This is a genomic window from Mycobacterium sp., from assembly GCF_029961025.1.
In the GTDB taxonomy this organism is placed as follows: domain Bacteria; phylum Actinomycetota; class Actinomycetes; order Mycobacteriales; family Mycobacteriaceae; genus Mycobacterium.
In genome coordinates this window covers 79,755-106,062 of record NZ_JASBVP010000006.1, presented here as the reverse complement: position 1 = coordinate 106,062, position 26,308 = coordinate 79,755, and the positions used below count along the sequence as shown (strand labels likewise).

Annotated in this window: 23 protein-coding genes and 1 pseudogene; 4 read left to right on the top strand and 20 right to left on the bottom strand. The window is 69.1% G+C overall.

Annotated elements, in window-relative coordinates; all coding sequences use genetic code 11:
• Positions 1 to 37: 37 nt before the first annotated feature.
• From QJR12_RS08460 to QJR12_RS08395, 14 genes are all read right to left on the bottom strand, one after another.
• Complete coding sequence (locus QJR12_RS08460; RefSeq protein WP_300580708.1) at positions 38 to 376, bottom strand: P-II family nitrogen regulator; 339 nt, start codon at positions 374 to 376, stop codon at positions 38 to 40.
• A complete protein-coding gene (locus tag QJR12_RS08455; protein WP_300580705.1) occupies positions 315 to 1,754 on the bottom strand; it encodes an ammonium transporter in 1,440 nt (479 codons plus the stop codon). Before QJR12_RS08455 ends, QJR12_RS08460 begins: the two co-directional genes overlap by 62 nt.
• 174 nt (positions 1,755 to 1,928) lie before the next feature.
• The gene (gene ftsY / locus QJR12_RS08450; RefSeq protein WP_300580702.1) at positions 1,929 to 3,218 is read right to left on the bottom strand and encodes a signal recognition particle-docking protein FtsY; all 1,290 of its coding nucleotides are present in this window, start codon (positions 3,216 to 3,218) and stop codon (positions 1,929 to 1,931) included.
• A 48-nt stretch (positions 3,219 to 3,266) separates the two neighbouring features.
• Complete coding sequence (smc, locus tag QJR12_RS08445; protein WP_300580699.1) at positions 3,267 to 6,890, bottom strand: chromosome segregation protein SMC; 3,624 nt, start codon at positions 6,888 to 6,890, stop codon at positions 3,267 to 3,269.
• Between the two features lie 89 nt (positions 6,891 to 6,979).
• Positions 6,980 to 7,261, bottom strand: coding sequence for an acylphosphatase (locus QJR12_RS08440; protein WP_300580697.1), 282 nt, complete (start codon positions 7,259 to 7,261; stop codon positions 6,980 to 6,982).
• Positions 7,248 to 7,661 carry an OsmC family protein gene (locus QJR12_RS08435; RefSeq protein ID WP_300581250.1) on the bottom strand — a complete coding sequence of 138 codons (414 nt, stop codon included), beginning with the start codon at positions 7,659 to 7,661 and terminating at the stop codon, positions 7,248 to 7,250. The genes QJR12_RS08440 and QJR12_RS08435 overlap by 14 nt, the downstream gene beginning before the upstream one ends.
• An 81-nt stretch (positions 7,662 to 7,742) precedes the next feature.
• Entirely contained in the window at positions 7,743 to 8,609 is an 867-nt protein-coding gene (gene mutM / locus QJR12_RS08430; protein ID WP_300580694.1) for a DNA-formamidopyrimidine glycosylase, read from the bottom strand.
• Positions 8,610 to 8,614: 5 nt separating this feature from the next.
• Positions 8,615 to 9,295, bottom strand: a complete 681-nt coding sequence (gene rnc, locus QJR12_RS08425; protein WP_300580691.1) for a ribonuclease III — start codon at positions 9,293 to 9,295, stop codon at positions 8,615 to 8,617.
• Positions 9,292 to 9,870, bottom strand: a complete 579-nt coding sequence (locus QJR12_RS08420) for a DUF177 domain-containing protein (RefSeq protein ID WP_300580689.1) — start codon at positions 9,868 to 9,870, stop codon at positions 9,292 to 9,294. The genes rnc and QJR12_RS08420 overlap by 4 nt, the downstream gene beginning before the upstream one ends.
• 52 nt (positions 9,871 to 9,922) lie before the next feature.
• Positions 9,923 to 10,660, bottom strand: coding sequence for a cell division protein SepIVA (gene sepIVA, locus QJR12_RS08415; RefSeq protein ID WP_300580686.1), 738 nt, complete (start codon positions 10,658 to 10,660; stop codon positions 9,923 to 9,925).
• Positions 10,661 to 10,840: 180 nt separating this feature from the next.
• Positions 10,841 to 11,752, bottom strand: coding sequence for an alpha/beta hydrolase (locus QJR12_RS08410; RefSeq protein WP_300580683.1), 912 nt, complete (start codon positions 11,750 to 11,752; stop codon positions 10,841 to 10,843).
• Positions 11,753 to 11,845: 93 nt separating this feature from the next.
• Positions 11,846 to 14,416, bottom strand: a complete 2,571-nt coding sequence (locus tag QJR12_RS08405; RefSeq protein WP_300580681.1) for a multicopper oxidase domain-containing protein — start codon at positions 14,414 to 14,416, stop codon at positions 11,846 to 11,848.
• Positions 14,413 to 15,501, bottom strand: coding sequence for a hypothetical protein (locus QJR12_RS08400; RefSeq protein ID WP_300580678.1), 1,089 nt, complete (start codon positions 15,499 to 15,501; stop codon positions 14,413 to 14,415). Before QJR12_RS08400 ends, QJR12_RS08405 begins: the two co-directional genes overlap by 4 nt.
• A complete protein-coding gene (locus QJR12_RS08395) occupies positions 15,494 to 16,162 on the bottom strand; it encodes a transcriptional regulator (RefSeq protein WP_300581247.1) in 669 nt (222 codons plus the stop codon). Before QJR12_RS08395 ends, QJR12_RS08400 begins: the two co-directional genes overlap by 8 nt.
• A gap of 155 nt (positions 16,163 to 16,317) precedes the next feature.
• On the opposite strand from QJR12_RS08395, the gene QJR12_RS08390 reads away from it, so the two are divergent.
• Both QJR12_RS08390 and QJR12_RS08385 read left to right on the top strand, forming a co-directional pair.
• A complete protein-coding gene (locus QJR12_RS08390) occupies positions 16,318 to 17,085 on the top strand; it encodes a DUF2249 domain-containing protein (protein ID WP_300580674.1) in 768 nt (255 codons plus the stop codon).
• A gap of 117 nt (positions 17,086 to 17,202) precedes the next feature.
• Positions 17,203 to 17,331 (top strand): annotated as a pseudogene (locus QJR12_RS08385) (hypothetical protein); the annotation flags it as partial.
• Positions 17,332 to 17,374: 43 nt separating this feature from the next.
• Here QJR12_RS08385 and coaD read toward each other — a convergent pair.
• The 6 genes from coaD to QJR12_RS08355 all read right to left on the bottom strand — a co-directional run bounded on the left by coaD (position 17,375) and on the right by QJR12_RS08355 (position 24,536).
• On the bottom strand, positions 17,375 to 17,857 hold the full coding sequence (gene coaD / locus QJR12_RS08380) for a pantetheine-phosphate adenylyltransferase (RefSeq protein ID WP_300580671.1): 483 nt from the start codon (positions 17,855 to 17,857) through the stop codon (positions 17,375 to 17,377).
• Positions 17,858 to 17,986: 129 nt separating this feature from the next.
• Positions 17,987 to 18,541 carry a 16S rRNA (guanine(966)-N(2))-methyltransferase RsmD gene (rsmD, locus tag QJR12_RS08375; protein WP_300581244.1) on the bottom strand — a complete coding sequence of 185 codons (555 nt, stop codon included), beginning with the start codon at positions 18,539 to 18,541 and terminating at the stop codon, positions 17,987 to 17,989.
• On the bottom strand, positions 18,538 to 21,921 hold the full coding sequence (locus tag QJR12_RS08370) for a pyruvate carboxylase (RefSeq protein ID WP_300580668.1): 3,384 nt from the start codon (positions 21,919 to 21,921) through the stop codon (positions 18,538 to 18,540). The genes rsmD and QJR12_RS08370 overlap by 4 nt, the downstream gene beginning before the upstream one ends.
• Positions 21,922 to 21,940: 19 nt before the next feature.
• Complete coding sequence (locus tag QJR12_RS08365) at positions 21,941 to 22,519, bottom strand: vitamin K epoxide reductase family protein (RefSeq protein WP_300581242.1); 579 nt, start codon at positions 22,517 to 22,519, stop codon at positions 21,941 to 21,943.
• A 68-nt stretch (positions 22,520 to 22,587) separates the two neighbouring features.
• Positions 22,588 to 23,346 (bottom strand): DsbA family protein, encoded by a 759-nt coding sequence (locus QJR12_RS08360; RefSeq protein WP_300580665.1) that lies wholly within the window; start codon positions 23,344 to 23,346, stop codon positions 22,588 to 22,590.
• Positions 23,347 to 23,417: 71 nt separating this feature from the next.
• Positions 23,418 to 24,536: an alpha/beta hydrolase gene (locus tag QJR12_RS08355; protein ID WP_300580663.1), complete on the bottom strand. Its 1,119-nt coding sequence runs from the start codon at positions 24,534 to 24,536 to the stop codon at positions 23,418 to 23,420.
• Here QJR12_RS08355 and QJR12_RS08350 point away from each other — a divergent pair.
• Together QJR12_RS08350 and QJR12_RS08345 are read left to right on the top strand one after the other, a co-directional pair.
• On the top strand, positions 24,535 to 25,368 hold the full coding sequence (locus QJR12_RS08350) for an aldo/keto reductase (protein WP_300580660.1): 834 nt from the start codon (positions 24,535 to 24,537) through the stop codon (positions 25,366 to 25,368). The genes QJR12_RS08355 and QJR12_RS08350 overlap by 2 nt on opposite strands.
• Before the next feature lie 5 nt (positions 25,369 to 25,373).
• Positions 25,374 to 26,225, top strand: a complete 852-nt coding sequence (locus QJR12_RS08345) for an aldo/keto reductase (protein WP_300581239.1) — start codon at positions 25,374 to 25,376, stop codon at positions 26,223 to 26,225.
• Positions 26,226 to 26,308 lie beyond the last annotated feature (83 nt).

Below are 26,308 nucleotides of genomic sequence, written 5' to 3'. Positions count from 1 at the left end.
GATCGCATCAGGTATCCGCGCCAAATCTCATGCCATCTCATAGTGCATCGGGTCCGCGTTCACCGGTGCGCACCCGCACCACGGTGTCAACGGGGGTGACCCATACCTTGCCGTCACCGATCTTGCCGGTACGCGCGGCCCGCACGATGCCGTCGACGATCTTGTCGGCCGCAGCATCCTCGACGACCACCTCGATGCGTAGCTTCGGCACGAAGTCCACCGAATACTCGGCACCCCGATACACCTCGGTATGGCCCCTCTGGCGCCCGTAGCCCTGGACTTCGCTGACCGTCATCCCCAGGACTCCGGCCTGCTCAAGATTGGCTTTGACGTCCTCGAGCGTGAACGGCTTCACGATCGCGGTGATCAGCTTCATGCCCTCTTTCCTCCAAGCCGTGACGACCAAGAACCGCGCCGGCACCCAGCGCCGCGAAATCGTAACCGCTTTCGGCGTGCTCCGCCTCGTCGATACCCGAGGCTTCATCTTCGGCACTCAGACGCAGCCCGACGGTGTACTTCAGGACCAAAGCCAAGATAGCCGTCCCGACGGCCGAATATGCGAGAACACTGAACGCTCCGATCGTCTGCCGCCACAGCTGATCGAACCCGCCCCCGTAGAACAACCCCGGCGACACCCCCGCCACCCCGGCAATCGCCGTGGTCTGCGGCGCCGCGAGCAGACCCACCAGCAGCGTGCCGACCAGACCGCCGACCAGGTGCACTCCCACGACGTCGAGCGAATCATCAAAGCCGAAACGGTATTTCAGGCCCACCGCTAACGCGCACAGCACACCGGCCGCCACACCGACCACGAGGGCACCGAGCACGTTGACCGACGAGCACGACGGTGTGATGGCGACCAGTCCGGCGACGATGCCCGATGCCGCCCCCAATGAGGTCGCCCGCCCGTCGCGGATGCGCTCGGTCAGCAGCCAGGCGAGCATGGCCGCGGCGGTGGCGATGGTGGTGGTCATGAAGGTGGACCCGGCGGCGCCGTTGGCGCTGACGGCGGAGCCGGCGTTGAACCCGTACCAGCCGAACCACAGCAAACCGGCACCGAGCATCACCAGCGGCAGATTGTGGGGCCGCATCGGGGTGCCCGGCCAGCCCTGGCGCCGCCCGAGGATGATCGCCAGGACCAGGCCCGCCGCGCCGGCGTCGATGTGCACCGCGGTGCCGCCGGCGAAGTCGATGGCGTGCAGCTTGTTGGCGATCCAGCCGCCGCGGGCGGCGGTGACCTTGTCGAACGCGAAGACCCAGTGAGCGACCGGGAAATAGACCACCGTAGCCCACAGTCCGGCGAACAGCATCCAGCTGCCGAACTTCAGCCGGTCGGCCACCGCGCCGGAGATCAACGCCACCGTGATGATGGCGAACATCAGCTGAAAGGCCGTGTAGACGACGTGCGGCACGGTGCCCGCCAACGGAATCTGCACGCCCGGGCTGCCCGCACCGGCCGCGGAGGCGTTGCCACCGATGAGGCCCTTCAAACCGAAGTATTCCAGCGGGTTGCCGGCGAGGTCATGAACGTCGTCGCCGAAGGCCAGCGAGTAGCCGTAGAGCACCCACAGCACCGTCACCACGCCGATCGCGCTGATGCTCATCATGATCATGTTCAGCACACCGCGAGCGCGGACCATCCCGCCGTAGAAGAAGGCCAGGCCCGGGGTCATCAACAGCACGAGCGCGGAGCTGGCCAGCATCCATGCGGTATCACCGGTGTTCGGCACCCCCATGGTCGGGAATTGGTCCACGGGCGCCAACCTCCTTCGCCGCGGCCGGGTCCGCGACGGCCGCCAGGGATTCGGACTGAACAATTCGTCCACGACAATGCGCAGCGGTTGTTTCCGTTTCGACGCGTCCGTGTTTCGGCGACGTTACGGAACGCTACATCTGCGCCCGGAAGGGATTTCGGCCACGAAGTGGTCTCAGCCCAGGAGCGCGTCGACGAAGGCGGCGGGTTCGAACGGCGCCAGATCGTCCGGCCCTTCCCCGAGTCCCACCAGCTTGACCGGGACCCCGAGTTCCTGCTGGACACGAAAGACGATGCCACCCTTGGCCGTCCCGTCCAGTTTGGTCAGCACCGCGCCGGTAATGTCGACGACATCGGCGAAGACCCGTGCCTGCGCCAAGCCGTTTTGGCCGGTCGTGGCGTCGAGCACCAACAACACCTCGTCGACCGCGGCGCGCCGGCTCACCACCCGTTTGACCTTGCCGAGCTCGTCCATCAGCCCGGTCTTGGTGTGCAGCCGCCCGGCGGTGTCGATGACGACGACATCGGCACCGGTGGCGATGCCCTCGTCGACGGCGTCGAACGCCACCGACGCCGGATCCGCGCCCTCGGCGCCGCGCACCACGTCGGCACCCACCCGGGCTGCCCAGGCCTGGAGCTGATCGGTGGCCGCGGCGCGGAAGGTGTCCGCCGCCCCCAGCACGACGCGCCGGCCGTCGGCGACCAGCACTCGCGCCAGCTTGCCGACCGTGGTGGTTTTCCCGGTGCCGTTGACCCCCACAACCAACAGCACCGAGGGGCGATCGGCATGCGGCAGCGCGCGGATGGAGCGGTCCATGTCCGGGCGCAGCTCCCCGATCAAGACGTCGCGCAGCACCGCCCGCGCGTCGGCCTCGGTGCGCACGGTGACGCTGGCCAGCCGACTGCGCAGCCGCGACACCACGGAGGCGGTGACCACCGGGCCCACGTCGGCGACCAGCAGGGTGTCCTCGACCTCCTGCCAGGAGTCTTCGTCCAGGTCACCGCCGCCGAGCAACCCCAGCAGGCTGCGCCCCAAGGCGTTCTGCGACCTGGCGAGCCGGCCGCGCAATCGCTGTAAGCGGCCTTCGGGGGGTGAGATACCCGCGAGATCGGGTGCCGGGGGTGCGACGGTGTCGGGCTGGGACACCCGGACCTCGGCATGCGGGCGCCTCAGCGCATCCGGAGAAACGGCGGCACCGCCACCGGGGGCCGGCGCACCGGCGGTCTCCTGCTGCTGCACCGGGTTCTCCGTCGGCCGGACCGCGGGCGGTGGCTGGACCGCGGGCGGTGACTGGCTGAAAGCAATACCCGAGGAGGTGGTGTACCCGGAGCGATCGGGTGCGCCGGCCTGCCGGACCGACACCCGCAGCCGTCGCCGGCGGTAGAGCACCACGCCCAGGATCAGCGTCGCGAGGGCAACCACGACCGCGGCGACGGTTATCGCGACCCACAGACCTCCCGACACGTCGTCATTGTTTCAGGGCCGCGATCCCCGGCGCCGCGGCCCCTGACATCATCCGGCGCGCATCGTCACCGAACCGGCCCGAGGGCCCACCCGTTGACCCCGGATCCGCTGCGAGATGACCGTGGTGATGCCGTCGCCACCCATGGTCACGCCGTAGAGCGCGTCGGCCACTTCCATGGTCGGCTTCTGGTGGGTGATGATGATGAGCTGCGACCGGGCCCGCAGCTGCTCCAAAAGGCCCAGCAGCCGCCGCAGGTTCGCGTCGTCGAGGGCCGCCTCCACCTCATCGAGGACGTGGAACGGCGACGGACGGGCCCGAAAGATCGCCACCAGCATCGCGATCGCCACCAGCGCCTTCTCGCCGCCGGACAGCAGCGAGAGCCGCTTAACCCTCTTGCCGGGTGGGCGGGCCTCCACCTCGACGCCGGTGGTGAGCATGTCGTCCGGGTCGGTGAGCCGCAACCGACCCTCCCCGCCGGGAAACAGCGCGGCGAACACGTCCCGGAATTCGCGTTCCACGTCGGCGTAGGCGTCGCTGAACACCTGCACGATGCGCGCATCGACGTCGGCGATGACGTTCAGCAGATCCTTGCGGGCGGCCTTGACGTCCTCGAGCTGGGTGGACAGGAAGTTGTAGCGCTCCTCCAGCGCGGCGAACTCCTCCAGGGCCAGCGGATTGACCCTGCCCAGTTCGGCCAGCTCCCGCTCGGCCCGCTTAGCCCGGCGTTCCTGGGCGGCCCGGTCGAACGGCATCGGTGCGGGCGCAACCACCCGCTCCCCGCGTTCTCGGGCCTGCCGGTATTCCGCGAGCTCGAGCGCCGTCGGCGGCAGCGCCACCTGCGGGCCGTACTCGGCGACCAGGTCGGCCGGCGACATCCCGAACTGTTCGAGCACCGACCGCTCGAGCTGCTCGACCCGCAGCGCAGCCTGTGCCTCGGCCACCTCGTGTCGATGCAGCGAGTCGGTGAGCGCGGCCGCCCGGGCGCTCAGCGTCTCGACCTCGTCGCGGATCGCGGCGATCGCCTGCGAACGCTGGTGGCGTTCGGCCGCCAGGGCATCGCGGTGCCGCGATGCCGCCACCACCACCTGCTCCAGCCGTTGCGCCAAGAGCCGGCCGCCGTCGGCCACCGCGGCGGCCACCGCGGCGGCCTGCTTGCGGGCAGCCTGGGCCTGCTGGGCGCGCAGCCGAGCCTGGCGTTCTGCGGCGGCTGCGCGGCGCAGCGACTCGGCGCGTCCGCGAACCGCGGTGGTGCGTTCCTCGGCGGTGCGCAGCGCCAGCCGGGCTTCCATCTCTGCGACCCGGGCGGCCTCCACCTCGGCGCGGGTGGCGGCGATCTGCTGCGGCCCGGCGGGTTCGGCGGGGCCGTGGTCGGCTTGCTCGGCGTTACGCACCCGGGCTTCGAGATCACCGAGCTCCTCGAGAGCCTGCGCGCGGGCGATTTCCAGCTCCTCGCGCTGCCGCAGCAGCCGACGCCGGTCCGCGTCGGCCGTGCGGGCCTCCTGCCCCAGCCGGGCCAGCTGTTCGTAGATCGCCGAAATGGTCGCATCGGATTCGTTGAGCGCGGCCAGCGCCTGCTCGGCGGCGTCCCGGCGACCGGCCTGCTCGGCCCTGGCGCCGGCCAGCTCCGCCGTCAGTCGCGCGGCCCGCTCCTCGGCGCCGGCCAGCTCGGCGCGTGCCTTCTCGATCTCCGAGGTGAGCTCCAAAGTCGACGGTTTGCGGTCGGAACCGCCGCTCACCCAGCCCGCACCCACCAGGTCACCGTCGAGTGTGACCGCGCGCAACTGTGGCCGGGTAGCCACCAGATCCAGCGCTTGGGTCAGGTCATGAACCACGGCGACGCCGGACAGCATGGCGGTCATGGCACCGCGCAACCGGGGTGGCGCCTCGATCAAATCCACGGCCCAGCGGGCACCGTCGGGCAGCGGGCAGGCCGCGGGCACCGGGTCCTCGGGGGCCGGCCAATCCCCCAACACGATTGCCGCTCGTCCCCCGTCGGCTTCCTTGAGTGCGGTGACCGCGGATCGAGCCGCGCCCAGACTGTCGGCGGCCAGCGCGTCGGCAGCCGCACCGAGCACCGCCCCCAGCGCCGCCGCATAACCCGGACGCACCTTCACCAACTTGGCAATAGAACCGAAAAGCCCGGTGCCATTATGGTTTTGAGTCAGCCAAGCGGCACCGTCCTTGTGCTCCAAGGCAACCGAGAGGGCTTCGATACGGGCTCGCAACGACGCCACCCGACGTTCGGCGTCGCGCTCGGCGGCCTGCAGCTCGGCGACCCGCTCGTCGGCCAGTCGCAGGGCCGCCACCGCCCGCTCGTGCTGCTCGTCGAGCCTGACCTCGCCCTGTTCCAGCTCACCGAGGCGGCCCTGCACCATGTCGAACTCGGCCTGAGCCTGTTGTGCGTGTGCGGCGGAGCGCTCGACGCGCTCGGCCAACCGGGTGAGGCTCTCCTCGATGGAATCCGCCCGGGCCCGCATGGTCTCGGCCTGACCGGCCAGCCGGGCCAGCCCTTCGCGCCGGTCGGCCTCGGCACGGACCGCCGCCAGATGGGCCTTTTCGGCCTCGGCGGCCCGCTGCTCACGGGCGGCAAGCGCGGTTCCCGCGGCTTCCAGCCGGGCCTGGGCGGCGGCCAGCTCCGCCAGCAGCTGCCGCTCCCGGCTCTCCGCCGCGTCGGCCTCGGCCTCCAGCGCATCCGGATCCGTTCGGCCATCCGCCGGCACCTCGCGCTCGAGATGCTGCGCGCGCTCACCGGCGACCCGCACCGTGGCGCTCACCCGTTCGGCCAGCGTGGACAGCCGAAACCAGGCGTGCTGGACCGAATCGGCCCTTTGGGAAAGGCAAGCCAGCGCGGATTCCTCCGCCGCAAGCCGTTCGGATGCCATCGCCAATCGGGCCGTGGTCTCCTCATGCTCGCGGCGGAGGGCCACCGCGGTGTCATTCGCGGCTTTCAGTTCGGCGTGGCGGGACACCAGATCGTCGGCGGCCAGCCGCAGCCGGGCATCCCGCAGATCGGCCTGGATGGCGGCGGCCCGCCGGGCCACGTCGGCCTGACGGCCCAGCGGTTTGAGCTGGCGGCGCAGCTCGGTGGTCAAATCGGTGAGCCGGGCCAGGTTTGCTGCCAGCGCATCGAGTTTGCGTAGCGCCTTTTCCTTGCGCTTGCGATGCTTGAGCACACCGGCGGCTTCTTCGATAAAGGCCCGGCGGTCCTCCGGGCGGGCCTGCAGGATCTCCTCCAGCCTTCCCTGCCCGACGATGACGTGCATCTCCCGGCCGATGCCGGAGTCGCTCAGCAGCTCCTGAACATCCATCAAACGGCAACTGCTGCCGTTGATTTCGTACTCGCTAGCACCGTCGCGAAACATCCTGCGGGTGATCGACACCTCGGAGTACTCGATCGGCAGCGCATTGTCAGAGTTGTCGATGGTGACGGTCACTTCGGCGCGGCCCAGCGGTGCGCGCGACGACGTCCCGGCGAAAATGACGTCTTCCATCTTGCCGCCCCGCAACGTTTTGGCGCCCTGCTCCCCCAGTACCCACGCCAGAGCGTCGACCACGTTGGATTTGCCCGAGCCGTTAGGACCGACCACGGCGGTGATGCCCGGCTCGAAGCGCAGAGTCGTCGGTGAGGCGAAAGACTTAAAGCCCTTCAGCGTCAGACTCTTGAGGTACACGACCTGCCAGACTACCGCTCACCCGCCCGGCGACGATGCGGACGCGCAAACCCGCGGGCAGCAGGCGGGCGCACCCGGCCCCGGACCGGTCAGCGCTCGGTGAATCCGCGGATATCCTCGTCCGGCTGCGACCAACTGGCGACCACTCGGGTGACATGGCCGGGCGTGGTGCCGCCCTCCAGTAACTTCAGCAACTTCTCGCAGGCGGCACGCGACCCCTGGGCGACCACCAGCACCCGACCGTCGGGTTTGTTGGCGGCGTACCCGGTAAGCCCCAGCTCTAACGCTCGCGCCCGGGTCCACCAGCGGAACCCGACCCCCTGCACCCGCCCGTGCACCCAGGCGGTCAGCCGGACGTCAGCCACCGACATCGGCGAGCCCGAAAGTGATTTTGGTGCCCGATTTGAGGGTGCGCCCCACGGTGCAGACCTGATCGACCGCTCGATTGACAACCACCACCAGCCGCTCGGCCTCCTCCTGGGTCAAGGCTGAGAGATCCACCTCGAGGGTGACCTCGAGTAGCGGATAGCGTTCCTGGTCGCGGTCGGGCGGGCCGGACACCTTCAACGTCGCCGGGTAATCGTCGCCGAGGCGACGGGCCAGCGGCCGGTCGCCGGCCATCCCGCTGCACGCGGCAAGCGCGATCTTGAGCAGCTCTCCGGGGGTGAACACCCCGTCGACGTCCACCGGGCCGACATGCACCTGCGCGCCCCGCGAACTGTACCCGGTGTAGCGGCGAACCCCGGTGCGTTCCACCCACAGTTGCGTCATGGGTTCCGTCATGGGTTCTTTCTACCTTGCGTCTCCGGCGCTCACCGTGGGGTCGCGCACCCGGCGGCGCCAACCGCGGTCTCAGGCGCCTCGGCCGCGGCGCCGCGGGCGCGGCTGACATTTCGGGCAGTAGAACGACGAGCGGTTCATGAACTTCTCCCGGCGGATCGCCGCCCCACAGCGTCGGCACGGTTCGCCTTCGCGACCGTAGACGTCCAACGATCGGTGGAAGTAGCCCGATTCCCCGTTGACGTTGACGTACAGCGAATCGAAGGAGGTTCCGCCGTGGGCCAGCGCGTCTCGCATCACCGCGGCGGCCGCCGCCAGCACCGCCGCGAGCTGCCGACGGGTCAGTGCGGCGGCGATGCGCGCCCCGTGCACTTGCGCCCGCCACAGCGCCTCATCGGCGTAGATGTTTCCGATGCCCGACACCACGGTCTGGTTGAGTAGCTGGCGTTTTATCTCGGAATGCTTGCGCTGCAACGCCTTAACGACCGCGGCGGCGTCGAATGCCGGGTCGAGCGGGTCGCGTGCCAGATGCGCTACCGGTGCCGGCACGGCGCTGCCGTCCACGGTTACCAGGTCGGCCAGCAGCCAGCCCCCGAATGTCCGCTGGTCGGCGAAGCTCAGTGTGGTGCCGTCGTCGAGCAGGGCCGAGATCCGGACGTGGTCGGCGCGGGGGGCGGTCCCGAGCAACATCTGCCCGCTCATGCCCAAGTGGACGACTAAGGCGGTGTCTCCCCCGCCCAGCGTCAGCCACAGGTACTTGCCGCGCCGTTGGGTGTCGCCGATCCGGGCGCCGGTCAGCCGCGCCGTCAGGTCGGCCGGCCCGGGCTCGTGCCGCCGCACCGCGCGGGGGTGATGCACCCGGACCGCCGTTATGGTCTTGCCCACCACGTGGGCTTGCAAGCCCCGCCGCACCACCTCGACTTCGGGCAGCTCGGGCATCTAGCTCACGCGCTCTCCAGCGCGTTCCACGCAGCCGCCGCGGCCTTTTGCTCGGCTTCTTTTTTGGAGCGGCCCACGCCCGACCCGTACTCGGTGTCCATCACGACGACCACCGCGGTGAATTCCTTATCGTGGTCCGGACCCGTGGAGGTAACCACATACGACGGCGCACCCAACCCGCGCGCCGCGGTCAGCTCCTGCAGGCTGGTTTTCCAGTCCAGCCCCGCACCCAGGGTCGGTGCGGCGTCGAGCAGCGCACCGAACAGCCGCAGCACCACCTGCCGCGCCGTCTCCAGTCCGTGATGCAGGTAGATCGCGCCCAGCAAAGACTCCATCCCATCGGCGAGGATGCTGGCTTTGTCGGCTCCCCCGGTGTTGGCCTCGCCACGCCCTAACAGCACATGAGCACCGAGACCCCCATCGGTCAGGGTGCGTGCCACGTCGGCCAGCGCCTGGGTGTTGACGACACTGGCCCGCAGCTTGGCCAGATCCCCCTCGGAGCGCCCGGGATGGCGGCGGAACAGCTCCTCGGTGACGATCAACCCCAGGACGGCGTCACCGAGAAACTCCAAGCGCTCGTTGGTCGGCAACCCGCCATGCTCGTAGGCGTAACTGCGGTGCGTCAGCGCCTGGGTCAGCAACTCCTCCGGCAGGTCCACCCCGAGCGCCTCGAGCAGGCTGCTCACGGCCGACCCGCATCGTCGTCCGGGCGCATCCCGGCCAATTTCGCCCAGCGCGGGTCGATCCGATCGTGACGGTGACCCGGCTCGGCGGTGGCCAGAGGGACGCCGCAGTCCGGGCACAGCCCGGGGCAATCTGCCCGGCACAGTGGCGAAAACGGCAGTTCCAGGCCGACGGCGTCGATGACGGACTGTTCCAGGTCGATGATGTCGCCGATAATCCGCCCGACGTCGTCGTCGGTGGTCTCGTCGGTGGTGCTGTCCGGATACGCAAACAGTTCCGTGAGGGCGACCTTGACATGCCCGGTGACCGTCGTCAGGCAACGCGCGCACTCACCGGTGGTAGGTGCGGCCACCGTCCCCGTCACCAGCACGCCTTCAGACACCGACTCCACCCGCAGGTCCAACTCCAGCGGGGCGCCGCGCTTGATCGCGATCAGCTCGATCCCGATGCGCGACGGGCTGGGCACCGTTTCCCGCACCGAAAATGCCGCTCCCGGGCGACGAGCCAGCCGCGCGATGTTGACCGTCAGCGGCGAGGTCGGATGGCGCTTTGCGATCGGACTGTACTGCCTCGCCATAGCGCAATCCTACGGCGCGCGGCGTTGGGCGCGGACCCCTCGAGGCGGTTATTCACCGGGTAGCGTAGTCGTGTGTACCCGCCGCCGTGCGCAGCTGGTGGCGGCCGCGCCCGACCGAGCGCAAGGTGGTGTTCAGGAATTCCTCGAACTCGGCGAGCTTGGCGTCGACGTAGATGTCGCATTCGCCGCGCAACCGGTCGGCCTCGGCGTGCGCGGCGTCGATCAACCGGGTGGCTTCCGCGTTGGCCGCCTGGACCACCTCGGTTTGGGAGACCAGGCGCTGCTGTTCCTTGATGCCTTCCTGCACGGCCTTCTCGTAGGAGATATTGCCGCTTTCCACCAGCCGGTCGCACTCCGCCTTGGCTCGGCTGGTGGTGGCCTCGTACTCGCGTTTGGCCGCGGCGGCGATGCGAACCGCTTCCTCGCGAGCCTCACCGACCATCCGCTCGCTGTGCTGGCGCGCCTCGGCCACCATCCGGTCGGCCTGCGCCTTGGCGTCGGCCAAGATCCGGTCGGCCTCCGAGCGGGCATGGTTGAGCATCGACTCGGCCTCGGTGCTCGCCGAAGACACCATGGAGTCGGCGTGCGCCTTCGCCTCGTTCAGCAACGAATCGCGCGCATCCAGCACATCCTGGGCGTCGTCCAGCTCACCGGGGATCGCATCCTTGATGTCGTCGATCAACTCGAGAACGTCCCCGCGCGGCACCACGCAGCCTGCCGTCATCGGCACCCCACGGGCTTCTTCGACAATGGCGCTCAATTCGTCGAGCGCTTCAAAGACTCGGTACACGGCAACACCCTTCCCGGCTTCACCTACCCGGCCGACGCGGCTGTTACTAGTGTGCCTGATGGTATGCCTGTGACCCTGCTGAAACGCCCGGTGTGTCGGGCCCCGGCACCGCAGGTCGTGCCAGGGTACCCCAAAGCCACCGCGGCCGCTGCCGTCCGGCAAACCGTTGCACGCGCTCCGTCAGGACGGTCCGGCCGACGCGGCCCGATCCGCAACGGCCCTGATCTGGTCGATGACGATGGGCCACAGCGGTTCTGGTAGGTCGTGACCCATTCCTGGCAGCAGCATCAGCTTCGCGCCGGGAATGGCAGCGGCTGTCGCGCGTGCACCGTCCGGGCGGATGACGGGGTCGCGCCGGCCGTGCAGGATGACGGTGGGGATGCGCAGGTGCGCAAGCCCGGGCCGGCAGTCGGTGCCGGCCATCATTGCCGCGGTTTGTCGCGCCCGTGCCGCCGGATCGAATCCGCCTCGGGCGTACATCTGTTCGCCGAGTCGGCGCAGCCGGTATTCGTCAGGAGGATAGCCGGGCGAGCCGATGACACGGTGCTGGCGCACCAGCCAGTCCCCCGCCTCGGCAGGTCCGCGTGGCGGCTTTCGGGTCAGCACGCCGGGTACCGCCCACGACAGGCGCAGCATGGTCAGCACGCTCAGCCGGCCGATGTCGGGGCACGGTGTGGTGCTGATAGCGGTGAGCGATCGCACGCGCGCGGGGTAGCCGATGGCCAGCCGTTGGGCGATCATCGCGCCCATCGAGTGCCCCACAAGGTGCACCGCGTCCCAGCCCAGTGCGTCGAGAACCGCGATCGCGTCCCCGGCCATGTCCTCGAGGCTGTAGGGAGCGGCCGCCGGGTCGCGCCGCGCGGCCCGGCGGGACGGAGCGCGGAGGTGATCCAGATGGGTGGATCTGCCCGAATCCCGATTGTCAAACCGTGCAACTTGAAATCCCTTATGCACCAAGGCATCACAGAAACCATCGGGCCAGTAGTGCTTGTCGGCAGCCAGCCCTGCGATCAACAGCAACGGGTCTCCGGCGCCTCCGGTGTGCTCATAGCACAGGCGAATGCCATTGTGATGGGCGATCAGCTCCGGCATGGTGGGCGTAACGATAGCTGGGCTGTTCTGCGGGGGCTCTGGATCGTGGGCGGTGCCAGGGTAGCCGGCCCCGGAAACGGTGTTCACGACGCGTTAGCGCCCGACTACCTCGATAATGCCGTGCGCACCGCGTTCGGCGTCGACCATCGCGTGTGACACGAACGGGTAATGACCCGGCTGGCCGAAGGTCAGTTCGACGAATCCGCCCTGGGCCGCAAACAGGCCCAGTGTCTGGGCGCCGCCTGCGCCCCCGCGGAGTCGGTAGTCGCCTTCGGCCCACACGGTGTCGAACTGCCCCCCGACGATGTGGAAGGAGGTGCCTCGGTTCGGTCCGGCGGCAAGCACCCAGACGCGCACCCGCTCGCCCACCCTCGCGGTGAGCGGGGCATGGTCGTATTGCCGGGCGTAGCCGTTGAACACCACCAGGTCCGGCTTGTCCGCCGCAACTTTGGCCGGGTCGGCCCCGCCTCCGGGTGCCCCGAGATACATCTCCGATTGCACGATCAGATACTCCCGATCGACGGGCGGCAGATCCGGCGGGTCGATGATCACCGCACCGAACATGCCGTTGGCAATGTGCAACGACATCGGCATCGTGGAGCAGTGGTACAGCCAGATGCCGGCGCGCGTCGCGGTGAATCGGTACAAAAGACGCTGGCCGGGCAGGATGGTGCGCATCGGCTCGTCGGGAGCCAGCGTCCCGGCGTGGAAATCGATCGAATGTCCGACGGTGCCGTTGTTGACGAGGGTGACCTCGAAAACATCGCCGACCTTGCCCCGCAACGTGGGTCCCGGTGCGGTGCCCCCGAATGTCCAAAGCCGCTGGGTGATTCCGGGGGACACTTCACGCTGGACCTCGGTCACCGACAACGTGATGCGGTGATCGGCGGTTGCCGGGGCCAGCGCGGCGGCACGCGGGGTGAAGCCCGGACCCGGCTCGGCGCCGAGGCTGCGGGTGATGGCGGCGGCGGATATCGGTGCGGGCTGCCCCGGGTCGCTGCGGCCGGGGCGCCCGGTGGGTCCGGTCGCCCCGGTCACGCGGACCGAGAACGTCATGCCCAGCTGCCGGTGTCCGGCCACCGCGCACCAGCCGTCGAGGTTCGCGCCGATCACCCCGGCGTCGAGGACCGCCGTCTGACCCGGCGCGATCCGACCGGTGCGGGCGCCGTTGGCCAGCACCAGGTCGTGCTGGTCGGTCCCGTCGTTGACGATGCTGATCAGCAGCCGATCCCCGGCAGGGACTTCGACCGTATCCGGCACGAAGCGCATGCCCTTGATGCGCACCGACACCGCGGTGGTGTGCCCGGTGGCGGTCACCGCGACCCGCGGCGAGACGCCGATACCCAGCGATGCGGGGTCGGCGGCCACTCCGCCCGCGGCTGCCAGCACCACGGCGCCCAGACCCGCGGCGGCGACACCGAGCCGACGCCGCGCCGGAGCCGGTTGCGGCTGTCCCGGTGCCGATGGTGCGCCCCGAGACCGCCGGGCCCGCCACACCGCGCGAACCAGCAGCGGCAGGAAAACCGCGTAGGACACCAACACCAGCATGGACGCGGCGACCCGCACCAGGCTCGGGGTTGGCAGCACGCAGAGCAGCAGCCCGGCGTTGGCGACGGCGAGCCGCCACGGGGCGCCCCGCTCGAGCTCGGTGCTTGCCGCCAGCGCGGCGGAGCGCCCGCCCATCACGACGGGGGTCAGGTAGCTCAGTGACCCCAGCAGCACCTGCACCAGGAAGCCGGCCAGCACCGCCGCGGTGAGGTTGCCGGCCGCCGTCACCGCCGCCTGCCAGGTCGGCGAGATCACCAGCGCGACCGCGGCGAAGGCCAGCGATCCGAGCAGCCAGGCCACGCCCGCTAGCACCGACAAGGTGGCGAAGTCCGCGGGCCGCTTGCGGCGGATCTCGTCGAGGTGCGGGCGCAGGACGAGGCCGGCTGCGCCGAGGTAGCCGGCGGCGCCCACGCCGGTGACCGGCGGTGATCCCACCGCCGCGCCCCCCACGGCGACGGCCAGCGCGATCAGCAGCGGCGGCAGGCCGCGCCGGGCGGCCCCCTCAACCCCGGGGGCCATCCGGGTGCGCAACATCGTCGGCCAGAGCGTGACCAGGGTGCCCAGGACCGTGAGCCCCACCCAGCCGAACACGTTCACCGCCGCATGCGCGATCACGAGGCGCTCGTGAAAGTCGCCCGCCAGCTCGGGATTCGCCATCACCACGCCCAGGCCCGCACCCAGCGCCAGGCAGCAGCCCGCGGCGACGTAATAACGCACGGTGACGCCGAATCGGGCCGGCAACGCGGTGCCCAGCTGCCGTGCCAGGGTCGCGCCGTGCACCACGGCGACGGCACCGACGACCACACCGCCGATCAGCACGACGGGCCACCAGCGGCCCAGCATGCCGGCGATCACCGTCACGGCGCCGGCGTTGAAAGCCCCGATGGTGGCCGCTTCTGCGGTGCGCGCGGGGTCCGGCGCCCGGCGTAGCAGGGCGTCGGTGAAATGCCGGCTCCAGATCAGGATCGCGTTGCCGGCCGCACCCAGCCCCAGCAGGTGGATCAGCAGCCAGCCCGACAGCGGAAGGAATCGGTGGGCAATTGCCACCGCGACGAGCGCGCCGAGCCAGGCGAACACCACCGCCCCGACGCGCAGATGCCATCCCGAGCGGTTCATGTCGGCACCCGGCCAGCTGCACGCAACGCCGAATAGCTTGTGACGCCGAGGAATCCGAGCACAGCCACAACATTCAGCACCCCACCGGCCCGCACCGCCCAGGAGATGCCGCGCGCGTCACCGACCACCAGGCGCAGCAGCAGCGACAGATGCAACAGCGCCACCGGGCCGTACATCACCCTGGTGTAGGGCAGCGGGCGGCGCAGCACGGCCGGCAGAATCACGGGTGCGTGCGCCATAACCATCGACATCACAAACCCCAACATCACCGCGTGCACCACCGCGTCGTAGCCGCCCCCGGAACGCACCCGGCCGACCAGCAGCCAACTCAACGCCGGCACCAGCAGCCATCCATAACCGGCGATCACACCCACCGCCAGGTATCGGGGCAGGCCCGCCGCGTGCACGGTGCGGCGGGCGACGTCGAATCGGCCCAGCCACCCCACGGCGGCCACCAGTGCCGCGCCGAGCAGCGGGTACCCCGGCGCCGGCCACAGCAACGCGGCGACGGTGCCCGCGACGATCGCCCCCGCAACGGCAGCCAGCAGCGCCTCGGCCCGGGTATCGGTCATCGCCACGCGGGCGAGTTCGAGGCGCTCACCGACGATCGTGAGGATCAAAAACCCGGATAGCCACGGCAGCAGATCGGGGACCGGCACACCGCCCACCCACAACAGCGCCGCGCCGGTCGCCAGCACCGCACCGCCAACCTGGACCAGCACCGCCACGTCGGCGGCCCGCCGCCACAGCGGAACGTAGACCGCGATCAGCGTCGCCGACCCGGCCAACAGCAGCACGCCGCCGAGGCGCCGAGGGGCCGGAGTGGCCAGCGCCACCGCGCCCGCGCCGAGAAGCATCGGGCCCAGGTAGGCCCACCACCGACGCACGGCCACGGCCCGTTCCAGGGCGATCATTGTGCCCACGAACCCCAGGACCAGCAGGATGCCGTGCACTGCGGTCAGCCGGGTGGCCCCCACCGGCGCGGGCAGCCCCAGCAGCAGCAGCGCCGCGTCAAGGCCGGCCAGCAGCGCGAATCCACCGGGCAGCAGCAGCAGCGCCCGGGGCGAGATTCGGCGGTCAATCATCGGTTCGTGGCATCGGATAGGGCAGAAACAGCCGGCAGGCGCCGGGTTCGGCGAACGGAATCAGGTCGAGGCCCGGTCCGGTGCGGGCGCCGAGTCGCTCGAGCACGCCCTCGACGATGCCGAGGTGGACCTGACAGATGATTGCGGGATAGCGGCGGGCCGCGTCCAGCAACGGGCAGCGGCGCAGTGCGATGCCTCCGCGGGCGCCCGGCGTGTCGGTGTCGTCGTCCGGTGCGAAGCCGAGGCGAGCCAGTACCTCGAGCACCGCCCGTCGCGGATCGCCGTCGAGGTGGGTGAGCTCGTCGGCCAGCTCCCGCCCCCACTCGATACCGGCGGCCCGCGCGTCGCGTTCCGGCTGGGTGCTGGTGCGGGCCAGATGACCGGCCAGTGCGGTCGCCAGGCCCGCGTAGTCGCGGACCGCTACGAACGGATCGGCACTCGACGCCTGATACCACGCGGCCGGGCGCCCGCGCCCGAGCGGGGATGCGGTGGAGCGCTCGACGAGCCCCTGTCCGGCAATCGCGTCGAGGTGCTCACGCACGGTGTTGGGGTGCAGGTCGAGACCGGCGGCCACGTCGACGACCCGGACGGGGGAATGCGCACGCACGTACTCGAGCACCCGGAGCCGCTGCCCGGACAGTGCCGCGGGGATATCGTGCACCGGCGCCGGCTCGGGGCCCAAGGTCGCCGGGCGGAGCCGCCCTTTTTCCACGGAAAATACTGTAGTAAATTGTGGACCGGTGCGCACCGGGCAATCCGTCACATTCGCGGCGGTGCGGTCGACGGATCGGTGCGGTCAACGGAGAGGAACCGACCATGCCAGCCCACGAAGTGATCGTCGCGTCCACAGCGGCCGACGCCGAGGCCGTCGAAGCCATCAAGAATCACCACGCCCACCTCGCCGGGCAGCTCGCGGCGTTCACCGAGGCGATGCTGGCGGCGGCCGAACGGGGTGTCGGCTTCGAGCCGGCGCGGGAAGCCGCCCTGGGCTTTCTGGCCGATGAGTTATTGCCGCACGCCGCCGCCGAAGAGGCGCACCTGTACCCGGCCGCCGCCCGCAGCGAGCCCGCCCGGCCTCTGATCGAATCGATGATCGCGACACACCGCAGCATCGGCTCGCTAATCAATCGGATCCGCGTCGAACCGCCGGTGCGCGCCGCGGCCAGCGGCCGGGCCCTGCGGGTGCTGTTCGATGCGCATCTGACCGACGAGAATGAGCGCATCCTGCCGCTCGTGGCCGCCGATCCGGAGGTCTTTCTCGCCGAGGTCGCCCGCGGCATGCATGAACTCCTCGGTGATCGCCAGTCCGCCACTGGTGCTGCACCGGCACCGGCGTGCGGCTGTGGTGAATCCGACACCGACGATCCCGTTCTCGATGTCCGCGAGGTGGCGCACTCGATTCGGCATGCGACCGTTTTCGGGGCTTTCGATGCCGTTCCCCCCGGTGCCGCACTGGTGTTGGTGGCTCCCCATGACCCCATTCCCCTGCTGCGCCAACTTGACCACCGCTGCCCAGGCGGGATCGACGTCGATTACCAGCAGCGCGGGCCGGACGCCTGGCGGCTGCGGCTGACCAAGCGATAGCCCGGGCGCCGGCATCCGGCGATCAGCGCGAGCTGCGCTAACCCGCCGGCAGTTGTCGGCGATCGCCGAGCGCTTGGATCCCACATCGACGATCGAACCCTCGCCTGCGGCCCCGCCACCCGCAAACGTAAAGACGGCCCACCGAGTGGCTCCCGCCCGCGCGCCTCGATCACGGACGGCCCACAACCAACACCTGCCACCACCCCGAGAAAGCTCCTGCGCCCCGAAGATGACGACCCACCGTAGCGCCGGACGAACTGCGGCTGCCCAGACGAATGGTTCAGGCGATTTACCTTCCCCGGGACAGCTTTTCGCGCAGCTGACGATTCACCGGTTCGGGTAGCAGGTCGGATACGTCGCCGCCGAGCATCGCGACCTCTTTCGCCAATGACGACGACACGAACGAATAGCGCGGTGCGGTCGCGATGAAAAACGTGTCGACGCCGGCGATGTGCTTGTTCATCTGCGCCATCTGCAGCTCGTATTCGAAGTCGGTGCCGGTACGCAGCCCCTTCACGATGGCGGAGAGCCCGCGCGACCTGACGAAGTCGACCACCAGACCCTCGCCGGCCTCGACCCGCAAATTGGGCAGGTGCGTCGTCGACTCGGTGATCATCGCCATCCGCTCCTCCAGGCCGAACATGCTCGCTTTGGCGGGGTTGGTCAGGATCGCGACCACCACTTCATCGAACTGGGCGCACGCGCGCTCGAAGACGTCGATGTGGCCCAATGTCACCGGGTCGAAAGATCCCGGACACACCGCCCCACTCATGAACAGTGCCCTTCCGCGTGCTCTTCCGCGCACCCGGAAAACCGGCACCGCAGGTGGCCCAATCCCCCTGCCCCATCGCGTCGCTTCGCATGGTCACCAGCGGTCATGACGGAGACGCTAGCAGCAAGCTCAGGATCGTTCGGCCAGCTCGATGCGGGTGTCGCCGTAGACCCGTGACCGCCAGGGGCGCCACCCGGCAGGCCAGTTCAACGGCGGGTGGCCGGCGGGACGTTCGATCGCCGCGACGGTTCCCGCACGCACCCAGCCGTTTGCGGTGAGCGCCGTGACCATCGCCTCGATCTCGGCGCAACCGAGACGGTACGGCGGATCGGCCAGCACCAGGTCTACCGGGGAGTCGGTGCCGCCTGCCAGCACCGCGGCCACGGTGCCGCGGTGCAGCGTCGCACCCGCCAAGCCCAAAACCGCGATGTTGCGCTCGAGCACCGCCGCGTTGCGTCGATCGGACTCGACGAAGATCGCCGACGCCGCTCCGCGCGACAACGCCTCCAGCCCGAGCGCGCCCGAACCGGCGTAGAGGTCGAGCACCGACAGTCCGGTCATCTCCAGGCGCGCGGTCAACACATTGAACAAGGCCGCGCGCACCCGCTCGGTGGTCGGGCGGGTTCCCCGCCGCGGCACCGCGATGCGCCGCCCGCCGGCCACCCCGGCGATGATCCGCGTCAGCGCAACACCACCAGCAGATCCCCACCCTCCACCTGGGCGGTGCCCGATACCGCGACCCGCTCCACGGTGGCATCCCGGGGCGCGGTAATCGGGGCCTCCATCTTCATCGCCTCGATGGTGGCGATGGTCTGCCCGCTGCGCACCCGATCTCCGGGAGACACCGCCACGGTCACGACGCCGGCGAATGGTGCGGCGATGTGGTCGGGCCGGCTCCGGTCTGCCTTCTCCGCGGCCACAACCGTGCCGGCGATGCTGCGATCCCGCACCTCGACCGGGCGCAGCTGCCCATTCATGATGCACATCACCGTTCGCATACCACGCTCGTCCGGATCGGAAATGGCCTCCAGCCCGATGAGCAGTTCCACTCCCCGCTCCAGGCGCACCCGGTGTTCTTCGCCGCGGCGCAGGCCATAGAAGAACTGGTTGGCCGACAGCTGCGAGGTATCCCCGTAGGTTTGCCGGTGTTCTTCGAATTCCTTTGTCGGACCAGGGAACAGCAGGCGGTTCAAGGTAGCCTGCCGCTTGGGCCCGGCCAGCACCAGCGACGCTTCATCGGCTGCGGACAGCTCTTGGGTGGGCTTGGTCGCCGAACGACCGGAAAGCGCTGCGCTGCGCAGCGGCTCGGGCCAGCCGCCGGGCGGATCACCCAGCTCCCCACGCAGAAACCCCAACACCGATTCCGGGATATCGAATCGTGCGGGATCGGAAGCGAATTCCTCCGCGCTGATCCCCGCGCCGACCAATGCCAACGCCAGATCGCCGACCACCTTGGACGTCGGGGTGACCTTGATCGGCCTGCCCAGAATCCGGTCGGCCCCGGCGTAGGCCTCCTCGATCTCCTCGAAACGGTCACCGAGCCCCAAAGCGATCGCCTGCTGACGCAGATTGGACAGCTGGCCACCGGGGATCTCGTGACGATACACCCGGCCCGTCGGCGCGGGCAGCCCGGATTCGAAAGGGGCATAGACTTTTCGCAATGCTTCCCAGTACGGCTCCAACGCGCACACCGCCGAAAGCGACAGCCCGGTGTGGTATTCGGTGTGCGCTGCGGCGGCCACGATCGAACTCAACGCGGGCTGGCTGGTGGTGCCGGCCAGCGGGGCCGCGGCCCCGTCGACCGCGTCGGCTCCGGCATGCCAGGCCGCCACATAACTGGCCAGCTGACCACCGGGAGTGTCGTGGGTGTGCACGTGCACCGGCAGGTCGAAGCGACTGCGCAGTGCACCGACCAGCCGGTGCGCGGCATCCGCCCGCAACAGCCCGGCCATGTCCTTGATGCCCAGCACATGCGCGCCGGCGTCCACGATCTGCTCGGCGAGCTTCAGATAGTAGTCGAGGGTGTAGATGCTCTCACCGGGATCGGATAAGTCACCGCTATAGCACATCGCGACTTCGGCTACAGCGGAACCGGTTTCGCGCACCGCGTCGATCGCCGGACGCATCGACTCAACATTGTTGAGCGCATCGAAGATCCGAAAGATGTCGATCCCGGTGCGGGCGGCCTCGTCGATGAAGGCCGAGGTCACCACGGCGGGATAGGGTGTGTAGCCCACGGTGTTGCGGCCACGAAGCAGCATCTGCAGGCAGATGTTGGGCAGCGCTTCCCGGATCGCGGCCAGCCGCTCCCAGGGATCCTCCTTGAGGAAGCGCAGCGCCACATCGTAGGTGGCGCCGCCCCAGCACTCCACGGACAACAGCTCGGGCGTGAGCCGTGCGATATACGGCGCCACCGTCACCAGGCCGTCGGTGCGCACCCGGGTTGCCAGCAGCGACTGGTGGGCGTCGCGGAAAGTGGTTTCGGTGACCCGCACGCCCGGCGAGTCGCGCAGCCACCGGGCAAAGGCCTCGGGACCCAGCTGGTCCAGCCGCTGTTTCGAGCCCGGCGGTGGCGTGGTCGCAAGATCGGTTTCGGGCAGCTTGTCGTGCGGGTAGACCGTCGCCGGGCGGGGTCCGTGCGGCTGGTTGACGGTCACGTCGGCCAGGTAGTTGAGAATCTTCGTGCCGCGGTCGGCCGAGGTTCGCGCGGTCAGCAGTTGTGGGCGCTCATCGATGAACGACGTGGTGATGCGGCCGGCCTGAAAGTCGGGATCATCCAAAACCGCCTGCAGGAACGGGATGTTCGTCGCCACCCCGCGAATCCGGAACTCGGCCACGCCGCGCCGGGCCCGAGCCACCGCGGTGTGAAAATCGCGTCCCCGGCAGGTCATCTTGACCAGCATGGAATCGAAGTGCGCGCCGATCTCCGCGCCGAGATTGGTGCTGCCGTCCAGGCGGATGCCCGCGCCGCCGGGCGTGCGATAGGCACTGATGCGGCCGGTGTCGGGACGAAACCCGTTGGCCGGATCCTCGGTGGTGATCCGGCATTGCAACGCTGCGCCGTGCGGCCGGATCTCCGCTTGGCGCAAACCCAGCTCCTCCAGTGACTCACCACCCGCGATGCGCAACTGAGCCGAGACCAGGTCGACGTCGGTAACCTCTTCGGTTACGGTGTGCTCCACCTGGATTCGCGGATTCATCTCGATGAAGACGTGATGACCGCGTTCGTCCAGCAGGAACTCCACGGTACCCGCACCGCTGTAGCCGATATGGCGAGCGAATGCTACCGCGTCGGCACACATCATATCCCGCACCGCCGCATCCAGATTCGGCGCCGGCGCCAGTTCGATAACCTTCTGGTGGCGGCGCTGCACACTGCAGTCCCGCTCGAAGAGGTGGATCACGTTACCGCGGCTGTCGGCGAGGACCTGTACCTCGATGTGTCGGGGATTAAGCACCGCCTGCTCGAGATACACCGCCGGATCCCCGAACGCCGATGCGGCTTCACGGCTGGCGGCTTCGATGGCCTCGGGAAGCTCGGCGACATCGGTGACCCGGCGCATCCCGCGGCCCCCGCCGCCGGCAACCGCCTTGACGAACAACGGGAACCCCATGCCCGCCGCCGCCGACATCAACTCGTCGACCGCGACCGACGGCGCGGACGATCTGAGCACCGGCAGGCCGGCTTGGCGCGCGACGGCAATCGCGCGGGACTTGTTGCCGGTCAGTTTGAGCACATCGACACCCGGTCCGACGAACGTGATTCCCGCGGCGGCACACGCGGCGGCCAGCCGGGGATTCTCCGACAGGAACCCGTATCCGGGATACACCGCGTCGGCGCCCGCCCGATGGGCGGTTGCCACGATCTCGTCGACCGACAAATAGGCGCGCACCGGGTGCCCGGGTTCGCCGATCTGGTAGGACTCGTCGGCCTTGAGCCGGTGCAGTGAGTTGCGATCCTCGTACGCGTAGACGGCGACGGTGCCGATGCCCAGCTCGTAGGCGGCACGAAACGCCCGGATCGCGATCTCTCCGCGATTGGCGACCAGGACTTTGGAGATCACGCGTACCCCCTGCCGAAAACTACATTAACGTCGACCAGTAGTCCCAGAACCGTGTCAGGATCAGCAGGATTACCGCGGTGAACCACAGCGCGGTGATCGACCACCGCCACCGGTAAAGCGTTTGCGCCGCCGTGCTATTTTCACACGCCGGGCGCAGCGCGATCGATGCCACCACCACCAACAGCGGCATGGTGACCGCCCAGACCACCATGCAGTAGGGGCAGAGTTCCCCGATCCGATAGAGGCTCTGGAATATCAGCCAATGCACCAATCCGGCGCCGAGTGCCGTTGCCGTTGCAAGTCCAATCCAATACCATTGGGGTAGAGGCACTTTCGCTACAGCCAGCACGCCCGAGACCACGACCACGGTGAAACTCGCGATGCCGATCAGCGTGTTGGGAAAGCCCAGCAGCGAAGCTTGCGGGGTGACCATCACCGAGCCGCATGACAGCACCGGGTTGAGGTTGCACGACGGTGTGTATGACGGGTTGAGCAGGACCTGAATCTTTTCCACCGTCAGCATCATCGACGCCAGCAGGCCGACCACCCCGGCAATCAGCACCCACCACGCGCTGGCCGGGGAAACCCGCACGCCCACCCGAGCCGAGTCGCCGGGTCGGGCGGCGGGTTCGGCTGAGACCGCGGACGACGCGGGCACTGCGGGCGTCACGAGGCTGCGGGCGTGGTAGCCAAGTCCAGACCCGGCACATCGCCGACGATTTCGCGGATCTTGGCGACCAGCGCCTGCGGTGTCGTCGGGTCGTAGTCCTGGCCGTTGATGCGGATCGTCGGCGTGGCATGAATGTGGTGAGCCGCGGCCAGGCCGTTGACCATGGGGAGGTATTTCCCGCTGTTAATGCAGGCCGGGACCTTCCCGGCGGCCCCCGCCTCGCGGGCCAGCTCGATCAAGCGGGCGTTGTCGGGGAAGGTCGGGCCTAATTCCGAGGGCTGAATCTGCTTGGTGAACAACGCCGCGTGAAAGCGCCGGAACGCCTCGATGGACTCATCGGCGACGCAATACGCCGCCGCGGCGGCGCGCGACGAATACTCGTCGTTTTGTGGGCGGCTGAGAAAGCCCAGCATGTAGTAGTCGGCCGCGATCGCCCCGCTGTCGATGAGCCGGGACACCGTGGGCCCGAAGGTCCGCTCGAAGTTCCCGCAAGCCGGGCAGAGGAAATCCTCATAGAACGACACCACGGCCTTGGGTTCGCCGGTTCCGGGCTTGGTGATCAGTTTGCTCGAGGTCACCCGCACCGCCTGACCGACGCCGGGGGTTTTCTTGTCGTGCGACATCATGATGTAGAGCACCAGACCGACCGCAAAGACCACCACGATCGCGGTGAGCCCGATCCTGATGGCCAGGTCCCGTCTGCGGTTGGCGGCCTTCAGGTCATAGCGCGCGGGGTGTTTAGGTTTGTCGGCCACGGGTGTGCTGATCCTCGGTCGTCGGCGTGGGCGATGGCGATAGCGCCTTTAGCGTACCGGCACGGCCCCTCTCAGATCCGGCTGAGGTGCGCGCGCAGTGCCGAGATCAGCTCCCGGGTGGCGGTCGCACTGCCGCCCCCGAGCCGGAACAAGCTGGCAAACCCGTGCGTCAGCGATCCCAACACCCGCAGGTCGACCGCGGTCCCCGCGGTTCGCAGCGCCGTCGCGTACTGCTCGCCTTCGTCGCGCAGCGGATCGAAACCGGCGATCGCGATCAACGCCGGAGCCAGCCCGGTGAGGGTGTCGGCCCGCAGCGGGGACACCCGGGGATCGGCCGGGTCGATCCCCGACCCGCCCAGGTATTGCGCGGTAAACCAGTCGAGGTCGTGTTTGGTCAGCAGAAACCCCTCGGAGAACAGGGACAGCGAGCGGGTGTGCGCGGTGAAGTCGGTCCTCGGGTACAGCAGCCACTGCAGCACCGGGGCCGAGACGGCGTCGTCGCGTGCCCGCTGCGCCACCACGGCAGCCAGGTTGCCGCCCGCGCTGTCACCACCCACCGCCACCCGGGCGTCGATCGCGCCGAGTTCGGCCGCGTGCTCGCGGGCCCAGCGAAAGGCCGCGTAGGCGTCGTCGACCGCGGCCGGCGCCGGATGCTCGGGACCCAGCCGGTAATCGATCGACAGCACGTGGATGCCGGCGTCACGGCAGGTCAGCCGGCACAGCGCGTCGTGGGTGTCCAGGTCGCCCAGGGCCCAGCCGCCGCCGTGGTAGAAGACCAGCAACGGCGCCGGCCCGGCGCCGGGCGGCAGGTAGTGCCGGGCCCGGATCGCACCGGCCGGGCCGGGCAGCGACACCTCGTTCACCGCGACGTGGATCTGCGGGCCCGGCAGGACCGTCAACAGCTCCCGCAGTCCGGCCCGGGCCCGGGCCGGATCCTCGTCGCCCACCAGCCCGTTAATGCCGAACACCCGTAACGCCGCCAGCATCAGCTGCAGCGTGGGATCCAGCGTGTTGCCGTCGATGGTGATCGAGCGGCCCCAAAACAGCAGCCGCTTGACGCGGTCGGGGATCCGCGGAAGAACTTTGACGCCGATGCCGATGGCGGCGCCCCGCCCACGGCCTGGCAGCCGAATCGGTGCGCGCAGCGCTTTGAGCTGCCGTTCCGGCGTGCCTGGCAGACTTCGTATCATGGCTGCTCCCTTAGTCGCGCTGAACGACGGTAACTCGATCCCCAGCGTCGGTTTCGGCGTTTTCAAGATTCCACCCGAGCAGACCGAGCGGGCGGTGGCCGCCGCGCTGCAGACCGGCTACCGCCACATCGACACCGCGTCGATGTACCGAAATGAACGTGAAACCGGCCGGGCGATTGCCGCGTCCGGCATTCCCCGCGACGAACTCTACGTGGTCACCAAGCTGTGGAATGCCGACCAAGGCTACGACAGCACCCTGACGGCGTTCGATGCCAGCCTGGACCGGCTGGGGCTCGACTACCTCGACCTGTACCTGATTCACTGGCCGCTGCCCCGGCAGAATACCTTCGTCGACACCTTCAAGGCCTTCGCGTACCTGCGCGACCAGGGCCGGGTTCGGTCCATCGGGGTAAGCAATTTCGAGCCCGAGCACCTCGACGTCCTGATCGACGCCACCGGTATCGTGCCCGCCGTCAACCAGATCGAGCTGCATCCGCGGTTGCCCCAGACCCGGCTGCGGGAGGTGCACACCCAGCTTGGCATCGCCACCGAGGCGTGGGCCCCGCTGGGGCAGGGGTCGCTGCTGACCCATCCTGCGGTCACCGCGGTGGCCGAGGGATGCGGCCGCACACCCGCCCAGGTGTTGATCAGGTGGCATCTTCAGCTCGGTAATATCGTGATCCCCAAGTCGGTGAACCCATCGCGGATTGCGAGCAACTTCGAGGTGTTCGATTTCGAACTGAGCCCCGGCGAGATGGCGTCGATCTCCTCGCTCGACGACGGAACCCGGCTTGGTCCCGATCCGTGGACCTTCGATTTCACAGGCAGGTGATGACGTTGACGGGCGGCGCCGGTGAGTCTTCGGTAATTCCCTCCATTGCGCTCAACGACGAGAACACGATGCCCGCGCTCGGCCTCGGCGTCGCCGAGTTGTCGGACACCGAAACCGAACGCGCGGTGTCTGCGGCCCTGCAGCTCGGGTGTCGGCTGATCGATACCGCGGCGGTCTACGGCAACGAAGCCGCGGTGGGCCGCGCGATCGCGGCCTCCGGGATTCCGCGCGCCGAACTTTTCGTCACCACCAAACTGGCCACCGCCGACCAGGGCTTCGTCACCTCCCAGGAAGCCTGCAAGGCAAGCCTGGAACGGTTGGGCCTCGATTATGTCGACCTGTACCTGATCCATTGGCCGGCACCGCAGCTGGGCAAGTACGTGGACAGCTTCGGCGGACTGATTCAGTGCCGCGGGGACGGCCTGGCCCGCTCGATCGGTGTGGCGAACTTCACCGAGGAGCACCTGTCGACCGTCATCGACCTCACCTTCGTCACGCCGGCGGTCAACCAGATCGAGCTGCACCCGCTGCTCAACCAGGCCGAGCTGCGCAAGGCTAACGCCCAGCACAACGTCGTCACCCAGGCCTACAGCCCGCTCGCGGTGGGCAGGCTGCTGGACAACCCCGCGGTGACATCCATTGCCGCCGAGTACGGGCGCACACCTGCTCAGGTCCTGATCCGCTGGAACCTGCAGCTGGGAAACGCGGTGGTCTTCCGCTCGGCCAACCCGGAGCGCATCGCCAGCAACGTCGATGTCTTCGATTTCGAGTTGGCCGCCGAACACCTGCAGGCGCTGAACGCCCTCAACGACGGCACCCGGGTGCGCGAAGACCCGCTGACCTACACCGGCGCTTAACCCGGCGACGATGCGCGCCGCTACGCGGCGCGAGGAGAAGCCGGGTCAATCAGACCCCGCCCGGCGACGATGCGTGCCGCCGG

What these genes read in the sequence shown, in the direction of transcription:
- QJR12_RS08435 (WP_300581250.1), bottom strand. Translation starts at nt 7,661, where the DNA reads ATGACGCAACTGTGGGTGGAACGCACCGGGGTTCGCCGCTACACCGGG.
- QJR12_RS08350 (WP_300580660.1), top strand. Translation starts at nt 24,535, where the DNA reads ATGGCTGCTCCCTTAGTCGCGCTGAACGACGGTAACTCGATCCCCAGC.
- QJR12_RS08420 (WP_300580689.1), bottom strand. Translation starts at nt 9,870, where the DNA reads ATGGCGAGGCAGTACAGTCCGATCGCAAAGCGCCATCCGACCTCGCCG.
- mutM (WP_300580694.1), bottom strand. Translation starts at nt 8,609, where the DNA reads ATGCCCGAGCTGCCCGAAGTCGAGGTGGTGCGGCGGGGCTTGCAAGCC.
- QJR12_RS08355 (WP_300580663.1), bottom strand. Translation starts at nt 24,536, where the DNA reads ATGATACGAAGTCTGCCAGGCACGCCGGAACGGCAGCTCAAAGCGCTG.
- coaD (WP_300580671.1), bottom strand. Translation starts at nt 17,857, where the DNA reads ATGAGTGGGGCGGTGTGTCCGGGATCTTTCGACCCGGTGACATTGGGC.
- QJR12_RS08440 (WP_300580697.1), bottom strand. Translation starts at nt 7,261, where the DNA reads ATGTCGGTGGCTGACGTCCGGCTGACCGCCTGGGTGCACGGGCGGGTG.
- QJR12_RS08460 (WP_300580708.1), bottom strand. Translation starts at nt 376, where the DNA reads ATGAAGCTGATCACCGCGATCGTGAAGCCGTTCACGCTCGAGGACGTC.
- QJR12_RS08390 (WP_300580674.1), top strand. Translation starts at nt 16,318, where the DNA reads ATGCCAGCCCACGAAGTGATCGTCGCGTCCACAGCGGCCGACGCCGAG.
- QJR12_RS08400 (WP_300580678.1), bottom strand. Translation starts at nt 15,501, where the DNA reads ATGATTGACCGCCGAATCTCGCCCCGGGCGCTGCTGCTGCTGCCCGGT.
- QJR12_RS08405 (WP_300580681.1), bottom strand. Translation starts at nt 14,416, where the DNA reads ATGAACCGCTCGGGATGGCATCTGCGCGTCGGGGCGGTGGTGTTCGCC.
- QJR12_RS08410 (WP_300580683.1), bottom strand. Translation starts at nt 11,752, where the DNA reads ATGCCGGAGCTGATCGCCCATCACAATGGCATTCGCCTGTGCTATGAG.